General features: G+C 72.9%; 13 protein-coding genes. 10 read left to right on the forward strand and 3 right to left on the reverse strand.

Annotated elements, in window-relative coordinates; translation table 11 throughout:
• Window positions 1-284 precede the first annotated feature (284 nt).
• From ACZ7EG_RS21770 to ACZ7EG_RS21790, 5 genes are all read left to right on the forward strand, one after another.
• Window positions 285-2,084, forward strand: coding sequence for a S8 family serine peptidase (locus tag ACZ7EG_RS21770; RefSeq protein ID WP_471081184.1), 1,800 nt, complete (start codon window positions 285-287; stop codon window positions 2,082-2,084).
• Window positions 2,085-2,365: 281 nt separating this feature from the next.
• Window positions 2,366-3,013 (forward strand): ScbR family autoregulator-binding transcription factor, encoded by a 648-nt coding sequence (locus tag ACZ7EG_RS21775; RefSeq protein ID WP_471081187.1) that lies wholly within the window; start codon window positions 2,366-2,368, stop codon window positions 3,011-3,013.
• A gap of 174 nt (window positions 3,014-3,187) precedes the next feature.
• Window positions 3,188-4,372, forward strand: coding sequence for a damage-control phosphatase ARMT1 family protein (locus tag ACZ7EG_RS21780; RefSeq protein WP_471081190.1), 1,185 nt, complete (start codon window positions 3,188-3,190; stop codon window positions 4,370-4,372).
• Window positions 4,373-4,510: 138 nt separating this feature from the next.
• Window positions 4,511-6,676: a germacradienol/geosmin synthase Cyc2 gene (gene cyc2, locus ACZ7EG_RS21785; RefSeq protein ID WP_471081193.1), complete on the forward strand. Its 2,166-nt coding sequence runs from the start codon at window positions 4,511-4,513 to the stop codon at window positions 6,674-6,676.
• A 514-nt stretch (window positions 6,677-7,190) separates the two neighbouring features.
• Window positions 7,191-7,748 carry a PDZ domain-containing protein gene (locus ACZ7EG_RS21790; protein ID WP_471081196.1) on the forward strand — a complete coding sequence of 186 codons (558 nt, stop codon included), beginning with the start codon at window positions 7,191-7,193 and terminating at the stop codon, window positions 7,746-7,748.
• Between the two features lie 9 nt (window positions 7,749-7,757).
• Here the strand turns inward: ACZ7EG_RS21790 and ACZ7EG_RS21795 are convergent, their stop codons facing one another.
• Window positions 7,758-8,513, reverse strand: coding sequence for a metallophosphoesterase (locus ACZ7EG_RS21795; RefSeq protein ID WP_471081199.1), 756 nt, complete (start codon window positions 8,511-8,513; stop codon window positions 7,758-7,760).
• A 182-nt stretch (window positions 8,514-8,695) separates the two neighbouring features.
• On the opposite strand from ACZ7EG_RS21795, the gene ACZ7EG_RS21800 reads away from it, so the two are divergent.
• From ACZ7EG_RS21800 to ACZ7EG_RS21810, 3 genes are read left to right on the forward strand one after another with little or no spacing between them, the layout of a single operon-like run.
• Complete coding sequence (locus tag ACZ7EG_RS21800) at window positions 8,696-9,823, forward strand: M24 family metallopeptidase (RefSeq protein WP_471081202.1); 1,128 nt, start codon at window positions 8,696-8,698, stop codon at window positions 9,821-9,823.
• Between the two features lie 46 nt (window positions 9,824-9,869).
• Window positions 9,870-10,868, forward strand: a complete 999-nt coding sequence (locus ACZ7EG_RS21805; RefSeq protein WP_471081861.1) for a phosphotransferase — start codon at window positions 9,870-9,872, stop codon at window positions 10,866-10,868.
• 40 nt (window positions 10,869-10,908) lie between these two features.
• Window positions 10,909-11,136: a hypothetical protein gene (locus tag ACZ7EG_RS21810; protein WP_471081205.1), complete on the forward strand. Its 228-nt coding sequence runs from the start codon at window positions 10,909-10,911 to the stop codon at window positions 11,134-11,136.
• 12 nt (window positions 11,137-11,148) lie between these two features.
• Here ACZ7EG_RS21810 and treZ read toward each other — a convergent pair whose 3' ends face one another.
• Window positions 11,149-12,894 (reverse strand): malto-oligosyltrehalose trehalohydrolase, encoded by a 1,746-nt coding sequence (gene treZ, locus ACZ7EG_RS21815; RefSeq protein ID WP_471081209.1) that lies wholly within the window; start codon window positions 12,892-12,894, stop codon window positions 11,149-11,151.
• A gap of 173 nt (window positions 12,895-13,067) precedes the next feature.
• Here treZ and ACZ7EG_RS21820 point away from each other — a divergent pair, with 173 nt between their 5' ends.
• Together ACZ7EG_RS21820 and ACZ7EG_RS21825 are read left to right on the forward strand one after the other, a co-directional pair.
• Window positions 13,068-13,619, forward strand: coding sequence for an FHA domain-containing protein (locus tag ACZ7EG_RS21820; protein WP_471081211.1), 552 nt, complete (start codon window positions 13,068-13,070; stop codon window positions 13,617-13,619).
• A gap of 222 nt (window positions 13,620-13,841) precedes the next feature.
• On the forward strand, window positions 13,842-15,173 hold the full coding sequence (locus ACZ7EG_RS21825; protein ID WP_471081864.1) for a M14 family zinc carboxypeptidase: 1,332 nt from the start codon (window positions 13,842-13,844) through the stop codon (window positions 15,171-15,173).
• 135 nt (window positions 15,174-15,308) lie between these two features.
• Here ACZ7EG_RS21825 and ACZ7EG_RS21830 read toward each other — a convergent pair whose 3' ends face one another.
• Entirely contained in the window at window positions 15,309-16,559 is a 1,251-nt protein-coding gene (locus ACZ7EG_RS21830; RefSeq protein ID WP_471081214.1) for a M14 family zinc carboxypeptidase, read from the reverse strand.
• Between the last annotated feature and the right edge of the window lie 98 nt (window positions 16,560-16,657).

Consider the following 16,657-nt stretch of genomic DNA (forward strand, 5'->3'; position numbering starts at 1 on the left):
CACGACCTGTTCGAAAAGGGTCCATTGGGCGACCAACTGGCGCCATAGAGGGTGGTGTTTCAGCCTGATCGAGGGTTTCCCCCGTATCCCGGTGACCTTCCCTTTGCCTATCGTTCGACCACTGCTGACCCACAGGTAACCCCGAACGGGTCCGCTCTCGCCTCACGCCTGGCCGGCCATCGCGTCGCTCTTCGCTTTTCGAACCACCCCCCTGCGCTTCGAGGACGAAGCGAGTCCACCGCCGCTCCGCCCAGCCCGGAGTCCGGCCACGAAAGGCAACGACCGTGCGTACCTCCCCAGAGCTCAGACGGAAGCTGATATCCGTCGCCGCCGTCTCCGCCGCCCTGCTGACCGCAGCCCCCGCCTCGGTCGCAGTCGCCCAGGAGTCCGCTCCCCGCCCGGCCGCGGTGCCGGCCGCCCAGACCGAAGCGGCCCCCGGCATCCAGGCCGAGCGCCTGATCGTCGGCTACAAGTCCGGCGCCACCGAGGCCAAGTCCAACAAGGCCGCCGCCGCCGACGCCGAGTCCAAGGCCGAGAAGACCGGCGAGGACATCGACTTCCAGCGCCGCCTCGGCACCGGCGCCGCCCTCGTCGAGCTGGGCGACAGCCCCACCCGCGCCTCCGTCGCCGACGTCGTCGCCCAGTACCAGGCCGACCCGCAGGTCGCCTACGTCGTCCCGGACCGCCTGAACAAGCCGACGGCCGTCACCCCGAACGACACCGAGTACGGCAAGCAGTGGGACCTGTTCGAGTCCACCGCGGGCATGAACGTCCCCGGCGCCTGGGACACCACCACCGGCAGCGGCGTCACCGTCGCCGTCATCGACACCGGCTACGTGGCCCACTCCGACCTGGCCGCGAACATCGTCGGCGGCTACGACTTCATCTCCGACACCGCCGTCTCCGTCGACGGCAACGGCCGTGACAGCAACCCGGCCGACCCGGGCGACTGGTACAACGACAACGAGTGCGGCCAGGGCATCGCCGCCTCCACCTCCTCCTGGCACGGCACCCACGTGGCCGGCACCATCGCCGCCGCCACCAACAACGGCAAGGGCGTCGCCGGTATCGCCTACGGCGCGAAGATCTCCCCGGTCCGCGTGCTGGGCAAGTGCGGCGGCTACGACTCCGACATCATCGACGCCATCACCTGGGCGTCCGGCGGCACCGTCTCCGGCGTGCCCGCCAACACCAACGTCGCCAAGGTCATCAACATGAGCCTCGGCGGGGGCGGCGCCTGCTCCAGCGCGACCCAGAGCGCCATCAACGGCGCCGTGAACCGCGGCACCTCGGTCGTCGTCGCGGCCGGCAACGAGAACCAGAACGTGTCCAACGCCTCCCCGGCGAACTGCAACAACGTCATCGCGGTCGCCGCGACCAACCGCGCCGGCAGCCGGGCCTCGTACTCCAACTACGGCTCGCTCGTCGACATCGCCGCCCCCGGCGGTGAGACCCGCACCTCCACCGCCAACGGCATCCTCTCCACCCTGAACTCCGGCACGAAGACGCCGTCGAGCGAGAACTACACCTACTACCAGGGCACCAGCATGGCCACCCCGCACGTCGCGGGCCTCGCCGCGCTGATGAAGTCGGCCAACTCCGCCCTCACCCCGGCGCAGATCGAGTCGGCCATCAAGGCCAACTCCCGTCCGCTTCCCGGCACCTGCTCCGGCGGCTGCGGAGCGGGCCTCGCGGACGCCGCCAAGACGGTCCAGGCCGTGAAGGGCGGTACGTCCGCCGGCACGACCTTCTCCAGCACCACCGCCGTCGCCATCCCGGACAACGGCGCGGCCATCGAGTCGCCGATCAGCGTCACCGGCCGCAGCGGCAACGCCCCCTCCGCCCTCCAGGTCGGCGTGGACATCACCCACACCTACCGCGGCGACCTCGTCATCGACCTGGTGGCGCCGGACGGTTCGGCCTACCGCCTGAAGTCCGCCGCGTCGGACTCCGCCGACAACGTGAACACCACCTACACGGTGAACGCCTCCAGCGAGGTGGCCAACGGCACTTGGAAGCTGCGTGTCCAGGACAGCGCGGCGCAGGACACGGGCACCCTCAACGGCTGGAAGCTGACCTTCTGATCCTTCTTCCAGAACTCTGAACGAGGCGGTCCACCAAGCGGGCGGGCCGGCCGGTGCGGATGGGGCACCGGCCGGCCCGCCTTTACGTATGGCCCGGCATCCCTCACAGTTGAATACCGAACGCGCTGTTTTCTTTCACCAGTTGCGCTTGTTTCGCCGGATGTGCACCCGCACTCCGGCGCACTGGTGTGATGAGCGCCGTCTCAGGGTGAGTTATCGTGTACGGGGGGTAAAAACAAACGGCATGACCCGTTCATTTCTGTCCCGGGAGAGTTCAGTCGATGGCGAGGCAGTTGCGAGCCGAGCAGACCCGCTCGACGATCATCACGGCCGCCGCTGACCTGTTCGACCGTCGCGGCTACGAATCGACCAGTCTCAGCGACATCGTGGAGCACGCTCACGTCACCAAGGGTGCCCTGTACTTCCACTTCGCGGCGAAGGAGGATCTCGCCCACGCGATCCTCGAACTCCAGTCGCACACCGCCCGCCGGCTGGCGACGGAGACCGACAACCGCGGCCGCACCTGCCTGGAGGCGCTGATGCGCCTCACGTTCGGCATCACCCGCATGTCCGTCGAGGACCCGGTGCTGCGGGCCGGGCTGCGGCTCGCCACGGGCGGGATCCGGCCCCGGCCGCCCCTGAGCCACCCGTTCACCGAGTGGCTGGACATCGTCACGGCCCGGCTCGTCGGCGCGGTCAAGGAGTCCGACGTCCACCCCGACATCGATATCGACGTCGTGGCCCACTCGTTGGTCTGCTTCTTCGTCGGCACCCGCGTCGTGGGCCGCTCCCGCGAGCCGGTCGCGCGCCAGCCCCGCCGGACGGCCGAGATGTGGAACATACTCATCCGCGGCCTGGTCCCGGTCACCCGCCGAGCCCGCTATCTGAGCCTGGCGGCGCGTCTGGAGCGGGAGATCGCGCCTGTGTGACCGAGGCGTCGGGCCGTTCGACCCGGGCGACGGACAAGCGTGTCACCGCGATGACGGCGCGTCACCGCGACGGACAAGCACGTCACCGCGACGGGCAAGCGTGTCACCGCGATGACGGCGTCACTGCGACGGGCTCGCGCGTCACCACGACGGGCACGCGTTACGGTGAAGCCCATGCCCGACACCCCCTCCGCACCCCTGCTCCTCGGCAATCAGCCGGGCTCCTTCCCCCACAGTGTGCTGGCCGAGCGGCACCCCGCGATCATCCAGCAGGTCCGCGAGGCCTTCCCGTACGAACCCGCGCAGCACCGAGCCCTCGACGACCTGCTCGCCAACTGCACCGAGGGCGTGATCGAACCGCTCCCCGCCGACGCGCACGACCGGGACGACTGGGAGACCTGGGGGCTCGGCGAGTACACCGGACGGTCCTGGTTCGACGTGCCGTGGCTGTGGTCCGAGAGCTGGTTCTACCGCCGACTGCTCCAGGCCGTCGGTTACTTCGGCCCGGGCCCCTGGCAGGGCATCGACCCCTTCCGCCCGTTCAAGCTCGCCGAACTCGACTCCGCCGAGACCGACGACGAACTCGCCGCACTGGACGAGCTCGCCGGACGCCCTGCCCCCGAACAGGCGCAGGCGCTGCTGCACGGCTCCCTGTGGGGCAATCGCGCCGACCTCGGCTTCCGCCTCTCCGCCGAAGGCGCGCGGGTCGCGGACGCCGTGCCCGGCCTGGTCGCCGACGACAGCGACCGGCTCTGGTCGTTGCTGGACAGCGTCGAGGGGGGCACTCTGTGTCTGGTCGCAGACAACGCGGGCCGCGAGCTCGTCCCCGACCTCCTCCTCGTCGCACACCTCCTTCGGACCGGCCGCATCGGGCAGGCGGTCCTGCACGTCAAGCCCTACCCCTACTACGTCTCCGACGCCACCACCGCCGACGTCGTCGACGCACTGCGCCGGCTCACCGGCGCCGGGGGAGCGGCCGCCGCGTACGGGCGGCGGCTGTGGTCCGCCCTGGCCGACGGCCGCCTCACCCTGCGCGCCCACCCCTTCTCCAGCGCCCCCCTGCCGTACGAGGAGATGCCCGGCGACCTGCGCGCCGAATTCGCCTCGGCCACGCTCACGATCGTCAAGGGCGACCTCAACTACCGCCGTCTGGTGGGCGACCGGCTGTGGGCCCCGACGACTCCCTTCCCGGACGTCACGGCCTTCTTCCCCGGCCCGGTCGCCGCCCTGCGCACCCTGAAGTCCGACGTGATCACCGGCCTCGACGCGCACACCGAGGCCGCCCTGGTCGCGGCGGAGGAGCAGCGCTGGCGCACCGGCGGCACGCACGCGCTGATCCAGGTACGGGACGCCCGGTAGGGGGAGGGGAAACCTGCCGTCGAGCGAGGAACGCCACAAGTCCCTTTCCTGACTCCCGTGTTGGCCCCGGTTCACGCGATAGTGTGATCATGTCCGGTCCGGCGGATGCCACGGCGGGGCCCCGGGTAGGGCCCGGCCATGACGCAGCCGTTCGAACTCCCGCACTTCTACATGCCGCACCCCGCGCGGCTGAACCCGCACGTCGACGAGGCCCGGGCCCATTCGACCGAGTGGGCGCGCGAGATGGGCATGCTGGAGGGATCCGGCGTCTGGGAACAGGCCGACCTCGACGCGCACGACTACGGCCTGCTCTGCGCGTACACCCATCCCGACTGCGACGGCCCCGACCTCTCCCTCATCACCGACTGGTACGTGTGGGTCTTCTTCTTCGACGACCACTTCCTGGAGAGGTACAAGCGCAGCCCGGACCGCGCCGCCGGCAAGGCCCACCTGGACCGGCTGCCGCTGTTCATGCCGCTGGACCTGTCGGCTCCCGTACCCGCACCCGAGAACCCGGTCGAGGCGGGCCTGGCCGATCTGTGGGCGCGCACGGTGCCGAAGATGTCCGATGGTTGGCGCCGCCGCTTCGCCGTGGCCACCGAGCACCTCCTCAACGAGTCGATGTGGGAGCTGTCCAACATCAACGAGGGGCGGATCGCCAACCCCGTCGAGTACATCGAGATGCGCCGCAAGGTCGGCGGCGCCCCCTGGTCGGCGGGGCTCGTGGAGTACGCGACCGCCGAAGTGCCCGCCTGCGTCGCCGGGACCAGGCCGCTGAGGGTGCTGATGGAGACGTTCTCCGACGCCGTGCACCTGCGCAACGACCTGTTCTCCTACCAGCGCGAGGTCGAGGACGAGGGCGAGAACAGCAACGGCGTGCTCGTCCTGGAGACCTTCTTCGGCTGCACCACCCAGGAGGCCGCCGACACGGTCAACGACATCCTCACCTCCCGCCTCCACCAGTTCGAGCACACGGCGTTCACCGAAGTGCCCGCCGTGGCCCTGGAGAAGGGCCTCCGGCCGGACGAACTCGCGGCCGTGGCGGCGTACACGAAAGGCCTGCAGGACTGGCAGTCCGGCGGCCACGAGTGGCATCTGCGCTCCAGCCGCTACATGAACGAGAACGCGGTGCGCGGCGGCAGCCCCTGGTCCGGGTGTACCGGCTTCGGTACCTCGGCGGCCGATGTCCGCACCCTGCTCGCCACGGCCGGGGCGGAGCGGCTGCGCTCCTTCACGCACGTGCCGTACCGGAAGGTCGGGCCGTCGCGGATCCCCGACATCCGCATGCCGTTCCCGCTGCAGCTCAGCCCGCACCTCGACAACGCCCGCCGGAGCCTGCGCGACTGGGTGGAGCGTATGGGCATCCTCGCCGAGGGCGTCTGGGACGAGGACAAGCTGCGCGCCTACGACCTCGCGCTCTGCTCGGCCGGCCTCGACCCGGATGCCACGTCCGAGGACCTCGACCTGAGCGCGCAGTGGCTCGCCTGGGGCACCTACGGCGACGACTACTACCCGCTGGTCTACGGCCACCGCCGCGACCTCGCCGCCGCCCGGCTGACCACGGCCCGCCTGTCCGACTGCATGCCGGTCGACGGCGAGGAGCCCCCGCTCCCGGTCAACGCCATGGAACGCGGGCTGGTCGACCTGTGGGCGCGCACCACCGCCGGGATGACGCCCGAGGCGCGGCGCACGTTCAAGGACGCGGTCGACGTGATGACCGAGAGCTGGGTGTGGGAGCTGTCCAACCAACTCCAGAACCGCGTGCCCGACCCGGTGGACTACCTGGAGATGCGCAGGGCGACCTTCGGCTCCGACCTCACCCTGAGCATGTGCCGGAGGGGACACGGCCCGGCCGTCCCGCCCGAGGTCTACCGCAGCGGCCCGGTCCGCTCCCTGGAGAACGCCGCGATGGACTTCGCGTGCCTGCTCAACGACGTCTTCTCGTACCAGAAGGAGATCGAGTTCGAGGGCGAGATCCACAACGCGATCCTCGTCGTGCAGTCCTTCTTCGGCTGTGACTACCCGACCGGGCTCGGCATCGTGCACGACCTGATGAGCCAGCGCATGCGCCAGTTCGAGCACGTCGTCGCACACGAACTGCCCATCCTGTACGACGATCTCCGCCTCACGGCGCAAGCACGGGCGGCGATGGGGGAGTACGTGGCGGACCTGCGGAACTGGCTGTCCGGCATCCTCCACTGGCATCGGGAGGTGGACCGCTACAAGGACGCGTGGCTGTCCCGGCGGGCCCACGGCTTCCTCCCGGACCGGCCACCCGCCGTACCCGTACCCGCTCTTCGCTGAGACGTTCGCCCGGCTGAGGCCGCACCGGCCGGGCCTGCCCCACGGCCCGTACCGCATCCAAAGACCCGGGTGCGGTCCGGGCCGTGCCCCCGTTCGGCGCCGCCTCCTGGCCGCCCCGGACCCGGGCTTGTCGTTCGGATCAGGTCGCAGGGCATAGGCGGGGTTTCTCGGCGCCGGTGGACGTGGCCTGGCACGTGCGAGGTCGCCGGGCATCGGCGGGGTTTCTCGACGCCGGTGAGCGCGGCCTGGCACGTGCGGCTGCAAGGCGGAGGAGGGCGTCGACGCGATGGGGCCCCTCCCGCGCGAGCGCAGCCGAGCGTGGGGGAGTCGGTGACCGACGACAACGCCGCAGATGCGCGCACCAGGCCCCGCGTCCGGGACCTGATCAACACGACAAATCCCAGGTCAGTCTCACTCTTTCGTGGCTCGTCGGCCGCCGGTGCGCCGGGTAGAGCACCTGCCGAGATCGCTCCGGGATCCGCCGGAGCCGATCGGCACCATCCGGAGGCGAGCCATGGAACAGACCGCGCTGCGACCCAAGCCGATGCCGGGGCAGGACCCCGGCGGGGCCGCGCCGGCGACGGGGGCCGGTCCGTCACGGCCGCGCCCGCACGCCGCCCGGCGCCGGGGGAGGCGGCTCCTCAACGTCCTGCTCGCCGGGTTCGCCGGCGTGGTCCTGGTGCTGTCCGGGATCGGCCTCGGGGCGATGGGGACCACGGTGGTCGGCAAGGGCGGACGCCTCGATGCACGCGGATGGCACGCTCCGTCACCTCCCGTTCCCTCGCCCGTCTCCGCTCCCTCGGCGCCCGCCGCCTCCCTCGGCGTGCAGGTCATGGACGCCCGCAAGCCGGGGGCCGTGGTCGTGGGACTGCACGTCCCGGGTCCGGCCCAGGCCGCCGGGCTGGTGCGCGGCGACGTCCTCCTCGCCTTCGGCACGACCCGGATCGACACGGCCGCCGATCTGGTCCGGGCCGTCGCCCGGGCCCGCCCGGGCTCCGGGGTCAGGCTGACGGTCCGCCACCGCAGTGGCGGTTACGAGCAGCTGACACTGGTACCGGCCGTCGCCGCGTGAGCCGCGCCCTCACGGCACGACGCGGAAGTGGCTCGTGAGCCGGCCCGAGCCGTCCAGGACGTGGAGCGCGAACCCGGGCGGCGCCTCCCGGTCCGCGATCTGCTCGCCCTCCCAGGGCAGCCGCAGCGTCCATGTCACGCCGGGCCCGACGACCAGCGGCCGCCCGGCGAACGTGGTGGCGGCGGGGGTGTGGGCGTGGCCGGTGATCAGCCCGGCGATCTCGGGCCGGCGGGACAGCAGGCCGGCCAGCCGGCCGGGGTGCCGCAGCGGGTAGGCGTCGGGCAGGGGGTGGTGCAGCGCCACCGGCGGGTGGTGGAGGACGAGCAGGGCCGAAAGCCCGTCGTCGAGTTCGTCGAGGGTCGTTTCGATCCAGTCGTACGTCTCCTCGTCCAGGTCCCCGTGGTCCCGGCCCGGGACGCTGGAGTCGCACATCAGCACCGCGCCGTCGTCGAAGACCTGCACGCTGTTGACCGGCCCCTCGTTCCCGGGCCGGTCCAGCAGCGCCGTGCGGTACGGCGTACGGCTGTCGTGGTTGCCGGGGCAGGTCAGCACCGGGAACGGGGCGTCACCGGCGCGCAGCCCCAGGATGCGGGCGGCCTCCTCGTACTCGGGGACCGTGCCGTGATCCGCGATGTCCCCGGTCACCAGCAGCGCGTCCACGGGGCCCGGCAGCTCCCAGAGGCGGTCGCGCACCCGCTCGGCGCGTTCCGTGGCCCGCGCGCTCCCGTCCAGATGCAGATCGCTGATGTGTGCGAGTACCAGCACCGTCGTACGCCCCCTCGATCGAAGACTAATGGAAGAGCTGCATATAAGCATTAGCCCTAACGCCTGGGCAATCCACTGCCGTTAGACAGGTCGCCGGGTGAATGCCCGCAGACGGCTCGCGCCGCCCCCTTCCGCCGGGCAGGATGCTGCCCGTAGCCACTTCGCCGTCCTGGGAGGCCCGGATGACCGGAAGCACGGCAGCGTCCTTCACCGCCGACGACTACCGGGCCCGTATGGAGCGCGCCGCGCGGACAGCCGCCGAGGCCGGTCTCGCGGGCCTGCTGGTCGCCCCGGGACCGGACCTGGTGTGGCTCACCGGCTACACGCCCCCGGCGGTCACCGAGCGGCTCACCCTGCTGGTCCTCGCCGCGGGACAGGACCCCGTGCTGGTCGTCCCCGCCCTGGAGGCCGCGGACGCGCACCGGGCGGCCGGCGCGGCCGCGCTGACCCTGCGCGACTGGACCGACGGCAAGGACCCCTACGCCGCCACCGCCGCGCTCCTCGACGCCCCGGGCCGGTTCGGCATCAGCGACAACGCCTGGGCCCTGCACCTGCTGGCCCTCCAGCAGGCCCTGCCCGGCAGCTCCTACGCCTCGCTCACCGAGGCCCTGCCGATGCTGCGTGCCGTCAAGGACGCGGCGGAGCTGGACCTCATGACGGCCGCGGGAACCGCCGCCGACGCGACGTTCGAGGAGATCCGCAACGTCCCCTTCGCCGGACGCCGGGAGGCCGAGGTCGCCGCGGACCTCGACCGGCTGCTGCGCCGGCACGGACACGAGCAGGTCGACTTCACCATCGTCGCCTCGGGCCCGAACGGCGCCGACCCGCACCACGAGGCGGGCGAGCGCGTCATCGCCCGGGGTGACATGGTCGTCCTCGACTTCGGCGGCCTGCGGGACGGTTACGGCTCCGACACCTCCCGCACGGTCCACGTCGGCGAACCCACCGACGAGGAGCGCCGCGTGCACGCCGTCGTGCGCGAGGCCCAGGAGGCCGGCTTCCGCGCGGTGCAGCCCGGGGCGGCCTGCCAGGACGTGGACCGGGCCGCCCGCCGGGTCATCGCCGACGCCGGCTACGGCGAGTACTTCATCCACCGCACCGGACACGGGATCGGCGTCACCACCCACGAGCCGCCCTACATGATCGAGGGCGAGGAGCGGCCCCTGGTGCCCGGCATGTGCTTCTCCGTGGAACCCGGCATCTACCTGCCCGGCCGGTTCGGGGTCCGCATCGAGGACATCGTGACGGTCACCGAGGACGGCGGGCGGCGCTTGAACACCACCACGCGCGAGCTGGTCATAGTGGAGTGAGGCCCCGATGTCCCCAGCACGCCTCCCGAACGGCAACGGCGCGACCATGACCCAGGCACCCACACCCACCGCGGACACCGTCCGGCGGCTGGTCCAGTCCCTCCTCGACGACGCCAAGGAAGGCAAGAACGCCAAGAGCGCCGAGGACGCCAGGAGCAGTACGGGCGGCAAGGAGAACCGGCAGGTCGGAAGCGGCCCCGGCCTCGACGTGCGGCCCGCCACCCCGGAGGCCGAACCCGTCACCTGGTGGGTCGGCACCCGCCACGTCCTGCGCCTGGCCCCCGACCGGGAGGCCGCCCTGCGCCAGCGCCGCGAACTGCGCCTGCGCGACCTCGTCCGCCCGCACGTCCCGGTGGCGGTGCCGGTCAGCGTCGCACACGGCGAGTGGGCACCCGGCCTGAGTTACACGCTGGACACCAAGGTGTCCGGCGGCTCGGGGGAGGAGCACGACGTGTCCGCCGTCGGCGAGGCCGACCTCGCCGGGCTCCTCACGGGCCTGCGCGAGGTGCCGGTCCGGCAGGCCGAGACACTCGGAGTGCCGCGCGCCGCGCCGCGCTCCCTGGAGGCGCTGCGCCGGGCCGCCGTGCGCGCCGCCGAACGCCTCGCCCACGCCGACGAGTTCGACCCCGCCCGCCTGAACCAGCTCACCCCGCCCGCCGCGTCCCAGCTCGCCGCGCAGCCCGGCTCGGCGGTCCTCACCCACCACGCCCTCACGGGCGGCCACCTCGTGGTCAGCGCCGACGGCAGGGTGCGCGGCGTGCTCGGCTGGGCGGGCACGGCCGTCGGCGACCCGGCCGAGGACATCGCCGGTCTCGCTCTCGCCGTCGGCTCGCCCGCCGCCGTACGCGCCGCCACCCTCGCCGGCTACGGCGCCCGCCCCTGCCTGCGCGGCCTGTGGCTCGCCCGTTGCGACGCCGTGGTCCATCTCGCCGACGACCTCGCCGGCAAGGACGCCACCCTGCTGCGTACCCGGCTGCGCCGTGCGTGGGAGCCGATCCTGCTGGAACGGGTGACGGACCTGGGGGACGCCGACGACGTCCCGTAGCGGGCCCGGCGCCGTGATGCCGTACGGCTGTCCTCCGCGCATGCCCGAGGGCGGCACACCCCGGCCGGTCCCCACCACCGTCGTGCGCCACGGGGACGTCATCGCCGTCTGCACCGCGGTCGGCGGCGATGCGCCACGGGGACGTCATCGCCGTCTGCACCGCGGTCGGCGGCGCCCGCATCGCGAGGCCGGGACTCCTCGCGCCCGCATCGCGAGGCCGGGACTCCTCGCGCCCGTCATCGAGGCGCAGGACGCCGAACTCCCCTGACGCGCCGGGCGCTCACTCCTGCAGCAGCACCACGGCCGACTCCCCGGGCAGCCGCACCACCCCGTCCGCCCCGGGCGTGTCCACCGGCTCCCACGCGGCCAGCACCCGCGCGTGGGGCACACCGAGCGGCAAGGTCGCCTCCTCGGAGGCCAGGTTCACGGCCACGAGGACGTCCCCGCGCCGGAAGGCGATCCAGCGACGCTCCTCGTCGAAGGCCACCTTGGTGTCGGCGAGGTCGGGGTCGGTCAGGTCCGGCTGCTCGTGGCGCAGGGCGAGGAGCTGGCGGTACCAGCCCAGCATGCGCGTGTGGGGCTCGCGGTCCGGCTCGGACCAGTCGAGGCAGGAACGGTCCCTGGTCGCCGGATCCTGCGGGTCGGGCACGTCCTCCTCCTTCCAGCCGTGCGCGGCGAACTCCCGCCGCCTGCCCCGCCGTACGGCGTCCGCGAGCTCCGGGTCGGTGTGGTCGGTGAAGAACTGCCAGGGCGTACCCGCCGCCCACTCCTCGCCCATGAAGAGCATCGGGGTGAAGGGCGCCGTCAGGATCAGCGTGGCCGCGCACGCCAGCAGTCCGGGGGAGACCAGGGCCGAAAGCCGGTCCCCCTGGGCGCGGTTGCCGACCTGGTCGTGGGTCTGGCCGTAGCCGAGCAGCCGGTGCCCGGCCACCCGTGTGCGGTCCAGCGGGCGCCCGTGGTGCCGCTCGCGGAAACTCGAGTACGACCCGTCGTGGAAGTAACCGCCGGTCAGGGTCTTGGCGAGCCCGCCGAGCCCAGCCGCCGCGAAGTCGGCGTAGTAGCCCTGCGACTCGCCGGTCAGCGTGGTGTGCAGGGCGTGGTGGAAGTCGTCGTTCCACTGCGCGTGCAGTCCGAGGCCGCCCTCGGCGCGGGAGGTGATGAGCCGCGGGTCGTTCAGGTCCGACTCGGCGACCAGGAACAGCGGCCGGTCCGTCTCGGCGGCCAGGGCGTCCACGGCCGTCGACAGCTCCTCCAGGAAGTGGCACGCGCGCGTGTCCACCAGCGCGTGCACCGCGTCCAGGCGCAGACCGTCGATCCGGTAGTCGCGCAGCCACGCCAGCGCGCTGCCGATCAGGTACGCGCGCACCTCGTCCGAGCCGGGCGCGTCCAGGTTGACCGCGGCGCCCCACGGGGTGTGGTGGGTGTCCGTGAGGTACGGGCCGAAGACCGGAAGGTAGTTGCCGGACGGCCCGAAGTGGTTGTGCACCACGTCGAGCACCACGCCCAGGCCGAGTTCGTGAGCCCGGTCGACAAAGCGTTTCAGCGCCTCGGGCCCGCCGTACGGCTCGTGCACCGCCCACAGCGAGACACCCTCGTAGCCCCAGCCGTGCGTGCCCGGGAAGGGGGTGAGGGGCATCAGCTGCACATGCGTCACACCCAGTTCGGCGAGATGGCCGAGCCGCTCCGCGGCCGCGTCCAGGGTGCCCTCCGGCGTGTACGTCCCCACGTGCAGCTCGTACAGCACGGCGCCGGGCAGCGGCCGTCCCCGCCACGCCGCGCGCCACGCGTAGCGCTCGTGGTCGACGACCGCGCTCAGCCCGTCCGGGCCGTCCGGCTGCCGGCGCGAGCGCGGATCGGGCAGCACGGGCCCGTCGTCCAGCGCGAAGCCGTACCGGGACCCCTCGCGCGCCTCCGCCTCGCCCCGCCACCACCCCGCCCGTTCCGGATCACGCTCCAACGCGTGTGTGACGTCGTCGCACCGGAGCGTCACACGACCGGCCTGTGGTGCCCACACCTCGAACTGCACGGACGGTTCCCCTTCGTCTGTTCACCGTGATGTAGCCCGTCCATGGTGCGTCAAAAGAGATCAATCCGCTGGCGCATCCACCCATTTGCGGCGGGTCTCACCGGGTACGCGCGTGTGGCGGCCGATTTCCCGTTTTCTGGACAGCCCGGCCGCGCTGCCCGACAATCACCAGCGTGACGTCGTCCTTCGAGTTCAACACGTTTCCCGCGCGGCTCTCCGACGCGGAGCGCGACCGGGCGCTGAAGGTGCTCCGTGACGGCGTCGCAATGGGCCGCCTCTCCCACGACACGTTCGTCCGCCGCATGGAGCTGGCGCTCGCCGCCCGCCGCCGGGACGAACTCGCCGTGCTCACCGCCGACCTGCGCACCGAGAGCCGCCTCTCGCGCCTGGTGTTCGGCACCGTCGAGGCCGTCTCCGGGTTCTCCCTGCGGCTGCGCAGGGCCTGGCAGGCCGAGCGGCTGCCCAAGCTGCAGCTGCCCCACCCCTCGCACGGCCATCCGCTGCGCATAGGCCGCGACCCCGCCAGCGGACTGCGCCTCAACCACGAGACGGTCTCCCGCGTCCACGCCGAACTCCGTCACCAGGGCGGCCTGTGGGTCCTGCGAGACCTCGGCTCCACCAACGGCACGACGGTGAACGGCAGGCGCGTCGTCGGGGCGGCCGTCGTCCGCGAGGGCGACCAGGTGGGCTTCGGCCGGATGACGTTCCGGCTGTCGGCCGGATGACCTTCCGGCTGTTGGCGGGCTGACCTTCCGGCCGTCGGCGGGCTGACCGGAAACGGAACCACGCCTCAGCTCCGGCCTGGGCCTTACCGGCCGTCGGTGCCGTGACCTTGGCCGAAATCCCGTTGCGGTTCACGGTGTTGACGTGTCCCCGAAGTCGTGACTGACTGTGCGTACACCATCTACACCTGGTGAACCGACGGCACCGCATCGGGGAGGTGTGCCCTGCCGCCCCTGCTGCGCTACCCGACCGTCGACGAACTGGGTGCCCGGGCCGCCGCCCTCGTCGCCCGCCGTCCCCGTGACGCCCGGCTGCGCCGGGTCGGCACCTCCCGCGCGGGCACCCCCTTGTGGCTGCTCTCCGTGGGGCACGGCAGCCGTCAGGCGCTGGTCGTGGCCGGCCCCCACGCCAACGAACCGGTGGGCGGTGCCACCGTGCTGCGACTGGCCGAGCGGGCCCTGGCCGACCCGCGGCTCACCGAGGGCGCCGACGCCACCTGGAACCTGCTGCTCTGCCTCGACCCGGACGGGTCACGCCGCAACGAGGGCTGGCTGCCCGGCCCGTACACACTCGGCCACTACGTCCGGAACTTCTTCCGGCCCGGCTTCCTGGAGCAGCCCGAGTGGCTGCCCGACGGCGCGGCCGGCGCCGCCCTGCCGGAGACCCGGGCCCTGCTCGACCTCCAGGACGAACTGCGCCCGTTCCTGCAGTGCTCCCTGCACGGCGTCGACATCGGCGGCGGCTTCGTCGAGCTCACCCACGACCTGCCGGGCCTCGACCGGCGCCTGGCCCACATCGCCGCCCGGTTCGGCGTACCGCGTGAACTCGGCGCGTACGACGCCCTGTACTGGCCCGGCCTCGGGCCCGCCGTCTACCGGATCCCGCCACCGCGCCGGGCCGGTCTGATCGCGGCCATCACGGAGGCCGCCGTCGAGTCCACGTGGTTCCACCCGTACCGGCACGGCACCGTCACCGCGGTCGTCGAGGCGCCCATGTGGGGCGTGACGGCCGTGTCGGACGGCTCCCCGCCCACGGACCGGGACGCCGTGCTCCGGGCCGTCAGCCGCACCCTGCGCCGCGACACGGGTCTCCTGCGGCAACTCCTGGCCCGGATCCGGCCGCACCTCGCCACCGCGCCCGACGCGGCCCGCCTGCTCGCCCCGGTCGACGACTACCTCCTGGTCTGCCCCGGCCTCGCCGACGCCTGGGACCCCGACACCGGCGACAACCCGGCCCACCCCCTCCCGCCCCTGAGCACCGCCCACCTGGTGGCCCTGCGCATCTCCGGGCGCCGGCTCGCGCTGCGCACCGCGGGACTGCTGCACCAGCTGATACGGACCGCCGGCCGTGACCCGGCCGGGCTGCTGCCGGAGCTGGACCTGCTGATCGACCAGTGGTGCGCCGAGTACCGCGACGGCTGCGGGGCGCGCTGGATCCCGGTGGCCCGACAGGCGGAGTACCAGGCCCGTGTGGTGCTCGCCGCGTTCGAACTGGCCGGGCGGCACGCGCGCGCGAGCTCCGGTCCGGGCGAGCCGGTGCCGGTGCAGCGGGACTGAACCCAGCGACCGTCGGTTGCGTCCCGGTGCGCGGTGCGCGGTGCGCGGTGTCAGGTGCCAGGTGTCCGGGTCAGGTGCCAGGTGTCCGGTGCCAGATGCCCGGTACACCGCCGTCCCACACGAGGCCCTACGACGCTACGACGCCCTCTCGCGCGCGTGCAGCGCCGCTGCGACGACCGTGCGGGACTGGTGCTCCACCTGGTGCTCCAAGGGCACCCAGCGGGCGCGGAACCGTTCCGCGAAGGCGTCGCTCCAGGTCGACACGAGGCCCTCCAGCTGCGTCGCCGCCTCGTCGTCGGTCCCGCGCAGCACGCGCAGCAGCATCGCCGCCGCTCGCAGCGGCACGCGGCGCGCGAACGCGTCCACGCTGCCGACGTACGCCCGGGTGAGGTCGGCGGGCGGGGTGTGCAGCAGGTCGGAGGCCAGCCCCGGCACCAGTTCGAGACCCCACCGGGCGGCCCGCAGCAACGGGCCGTCCAGGTCCGCCAGCCGGGGCAGCGCATGGTCGAGCACACGCGTCACCTCCAGCGCGTCCCGCTGCAGCCGGCGGGCCAGGAGCCCGATCGCCGCCGCCGGAGCCGGATGCGGAGCCGGGTCGTCCACCAGGTCACTCGCCCACATCGGCACTTCGACCACCGCGGTCAGCCCGCCGTACCGGTGGGCGTGGTACCAGGTGCTGTGCCGCGCGTCGTCCGGCAGGCTCGGGTACGCCGGCCCGATCCCCGGCGCCGGCATGACGTGCACGCCCGGCCCGGACGCGGGCCAGCCGGCGGCGTCGGAGGCGCCGGTCTCCACCGGGATGTGCAGCTCGGCCGCCGACTTCGCGAACGGCTCCGCCAGCCCGGGAACGTCCCTCGTCAGCTGCACCCAGCTGCCGCCCAGGTCCGTGCCGTGCAGGGTGACCTGCAAGTAGGGGCGCAGCTCGTCGATGACGCCCGTCAGGGCCCGGGTCTCGGGCGGCAGCCGGTCCGGCGGCAGCAGGGACGGCGCCCACTCGGGCTGCTCCGGCCCCGCCGGCCGGAAGAACCCGAGGTGGTAGTCGAAGAGGCTGCGCGGCGCCGGCGTCACGTGCAGACTCGCCCCGTCGGGGTCCGCGCACAGCAGGAAGTGCCAGGAGACGCCGTCGCGCAACTCCCGCTGCTCCAGCACCCGCCGGGCGACCGCGAGCAGGGTGCAGGAACCGGTCGGCTCGTTGGCGTGGGCGCCGGCGACCACCAGTACGGCACGGCGGGCGCGGCCCACGGACAGCAGGTGCAGGGGCCTGCCCGCGCGTGAGGCACCCACCTGCCGCAGGGTGCACACACCGGGGCGCTGAGCTGTCAACGCCCGGGCAGCTGAGACCTGTTCGGTCACCGTCGGGTAGCGCAGCTCCGGCAGGACACTCACCCCCGTCACATCCCCCCGAGTTCGCCATCGCAGTACCCCACGGCCATGGTGCGGTGTCAAGGGCGCGGCAGGGTGGTCCCCAGGGGGCGCCCGGAAGC

This window comes from Streptomyces sp. NPDC037100, assembly GCF_055606225.1.

What these genes read in the sequence shown, in the direction of transcription:
- ACZ7EG_RS21800 (WP_471081202.1), top strand. Translation starts at nt 8,696, where the DNA reads ATGACCGGAAGCACGGCAGCGTCCTTCACCGCCGACGACTACCGGGCC.
- ACZ7EG_RS21805 (WP_471081861.1), top strand. Translation starts at nt 9,870, where the DNA reads ATGACCCAGGCACCCACACCCACCGCGGACACCGTCCGGCGGCTGGTC.
- ACZ7EG_RS21775 (WP_471081187.1), top strand. Translation starts at nt 2,366, where the DNA reads ATGGCGAGGCAGTTGCGAGCCGAGCAGACCCGCTCGACGATCATCACG.
- cyc2 (WP_471081193.1), top strand. Translation starts at nt 4,511, where the DNA reads ATGACGCAGCCGTTCGAACTCCCGCACTTCTACATGCCGCACCCCGCG.
- ACZ7EG_RS21790 (WP_471081196.1), top strand. Translation starts at nt 7,191, where the DNA reads ATGGAACAGACCGCGCTGCGACCCAAGCCGATGCCGGGGCAGGACCCC.
- ACZ7EG_RS21780 (WP_471081190.1), top strand. Translation starts at nt 3,188, where the DNA reads ATGCCCGACACCCCCTCCGCACCCCTGCTCCTCGGCAATCAGCCGGGC.
- ACZ7EG_RS21810 (WP_471081205.1), top strand. Translation starts at nt 10,909, where the DNA reads ATGCCCGAGGGCGGCACACCCCGGCCGGTCCCCACCACCGTCGTGCGC.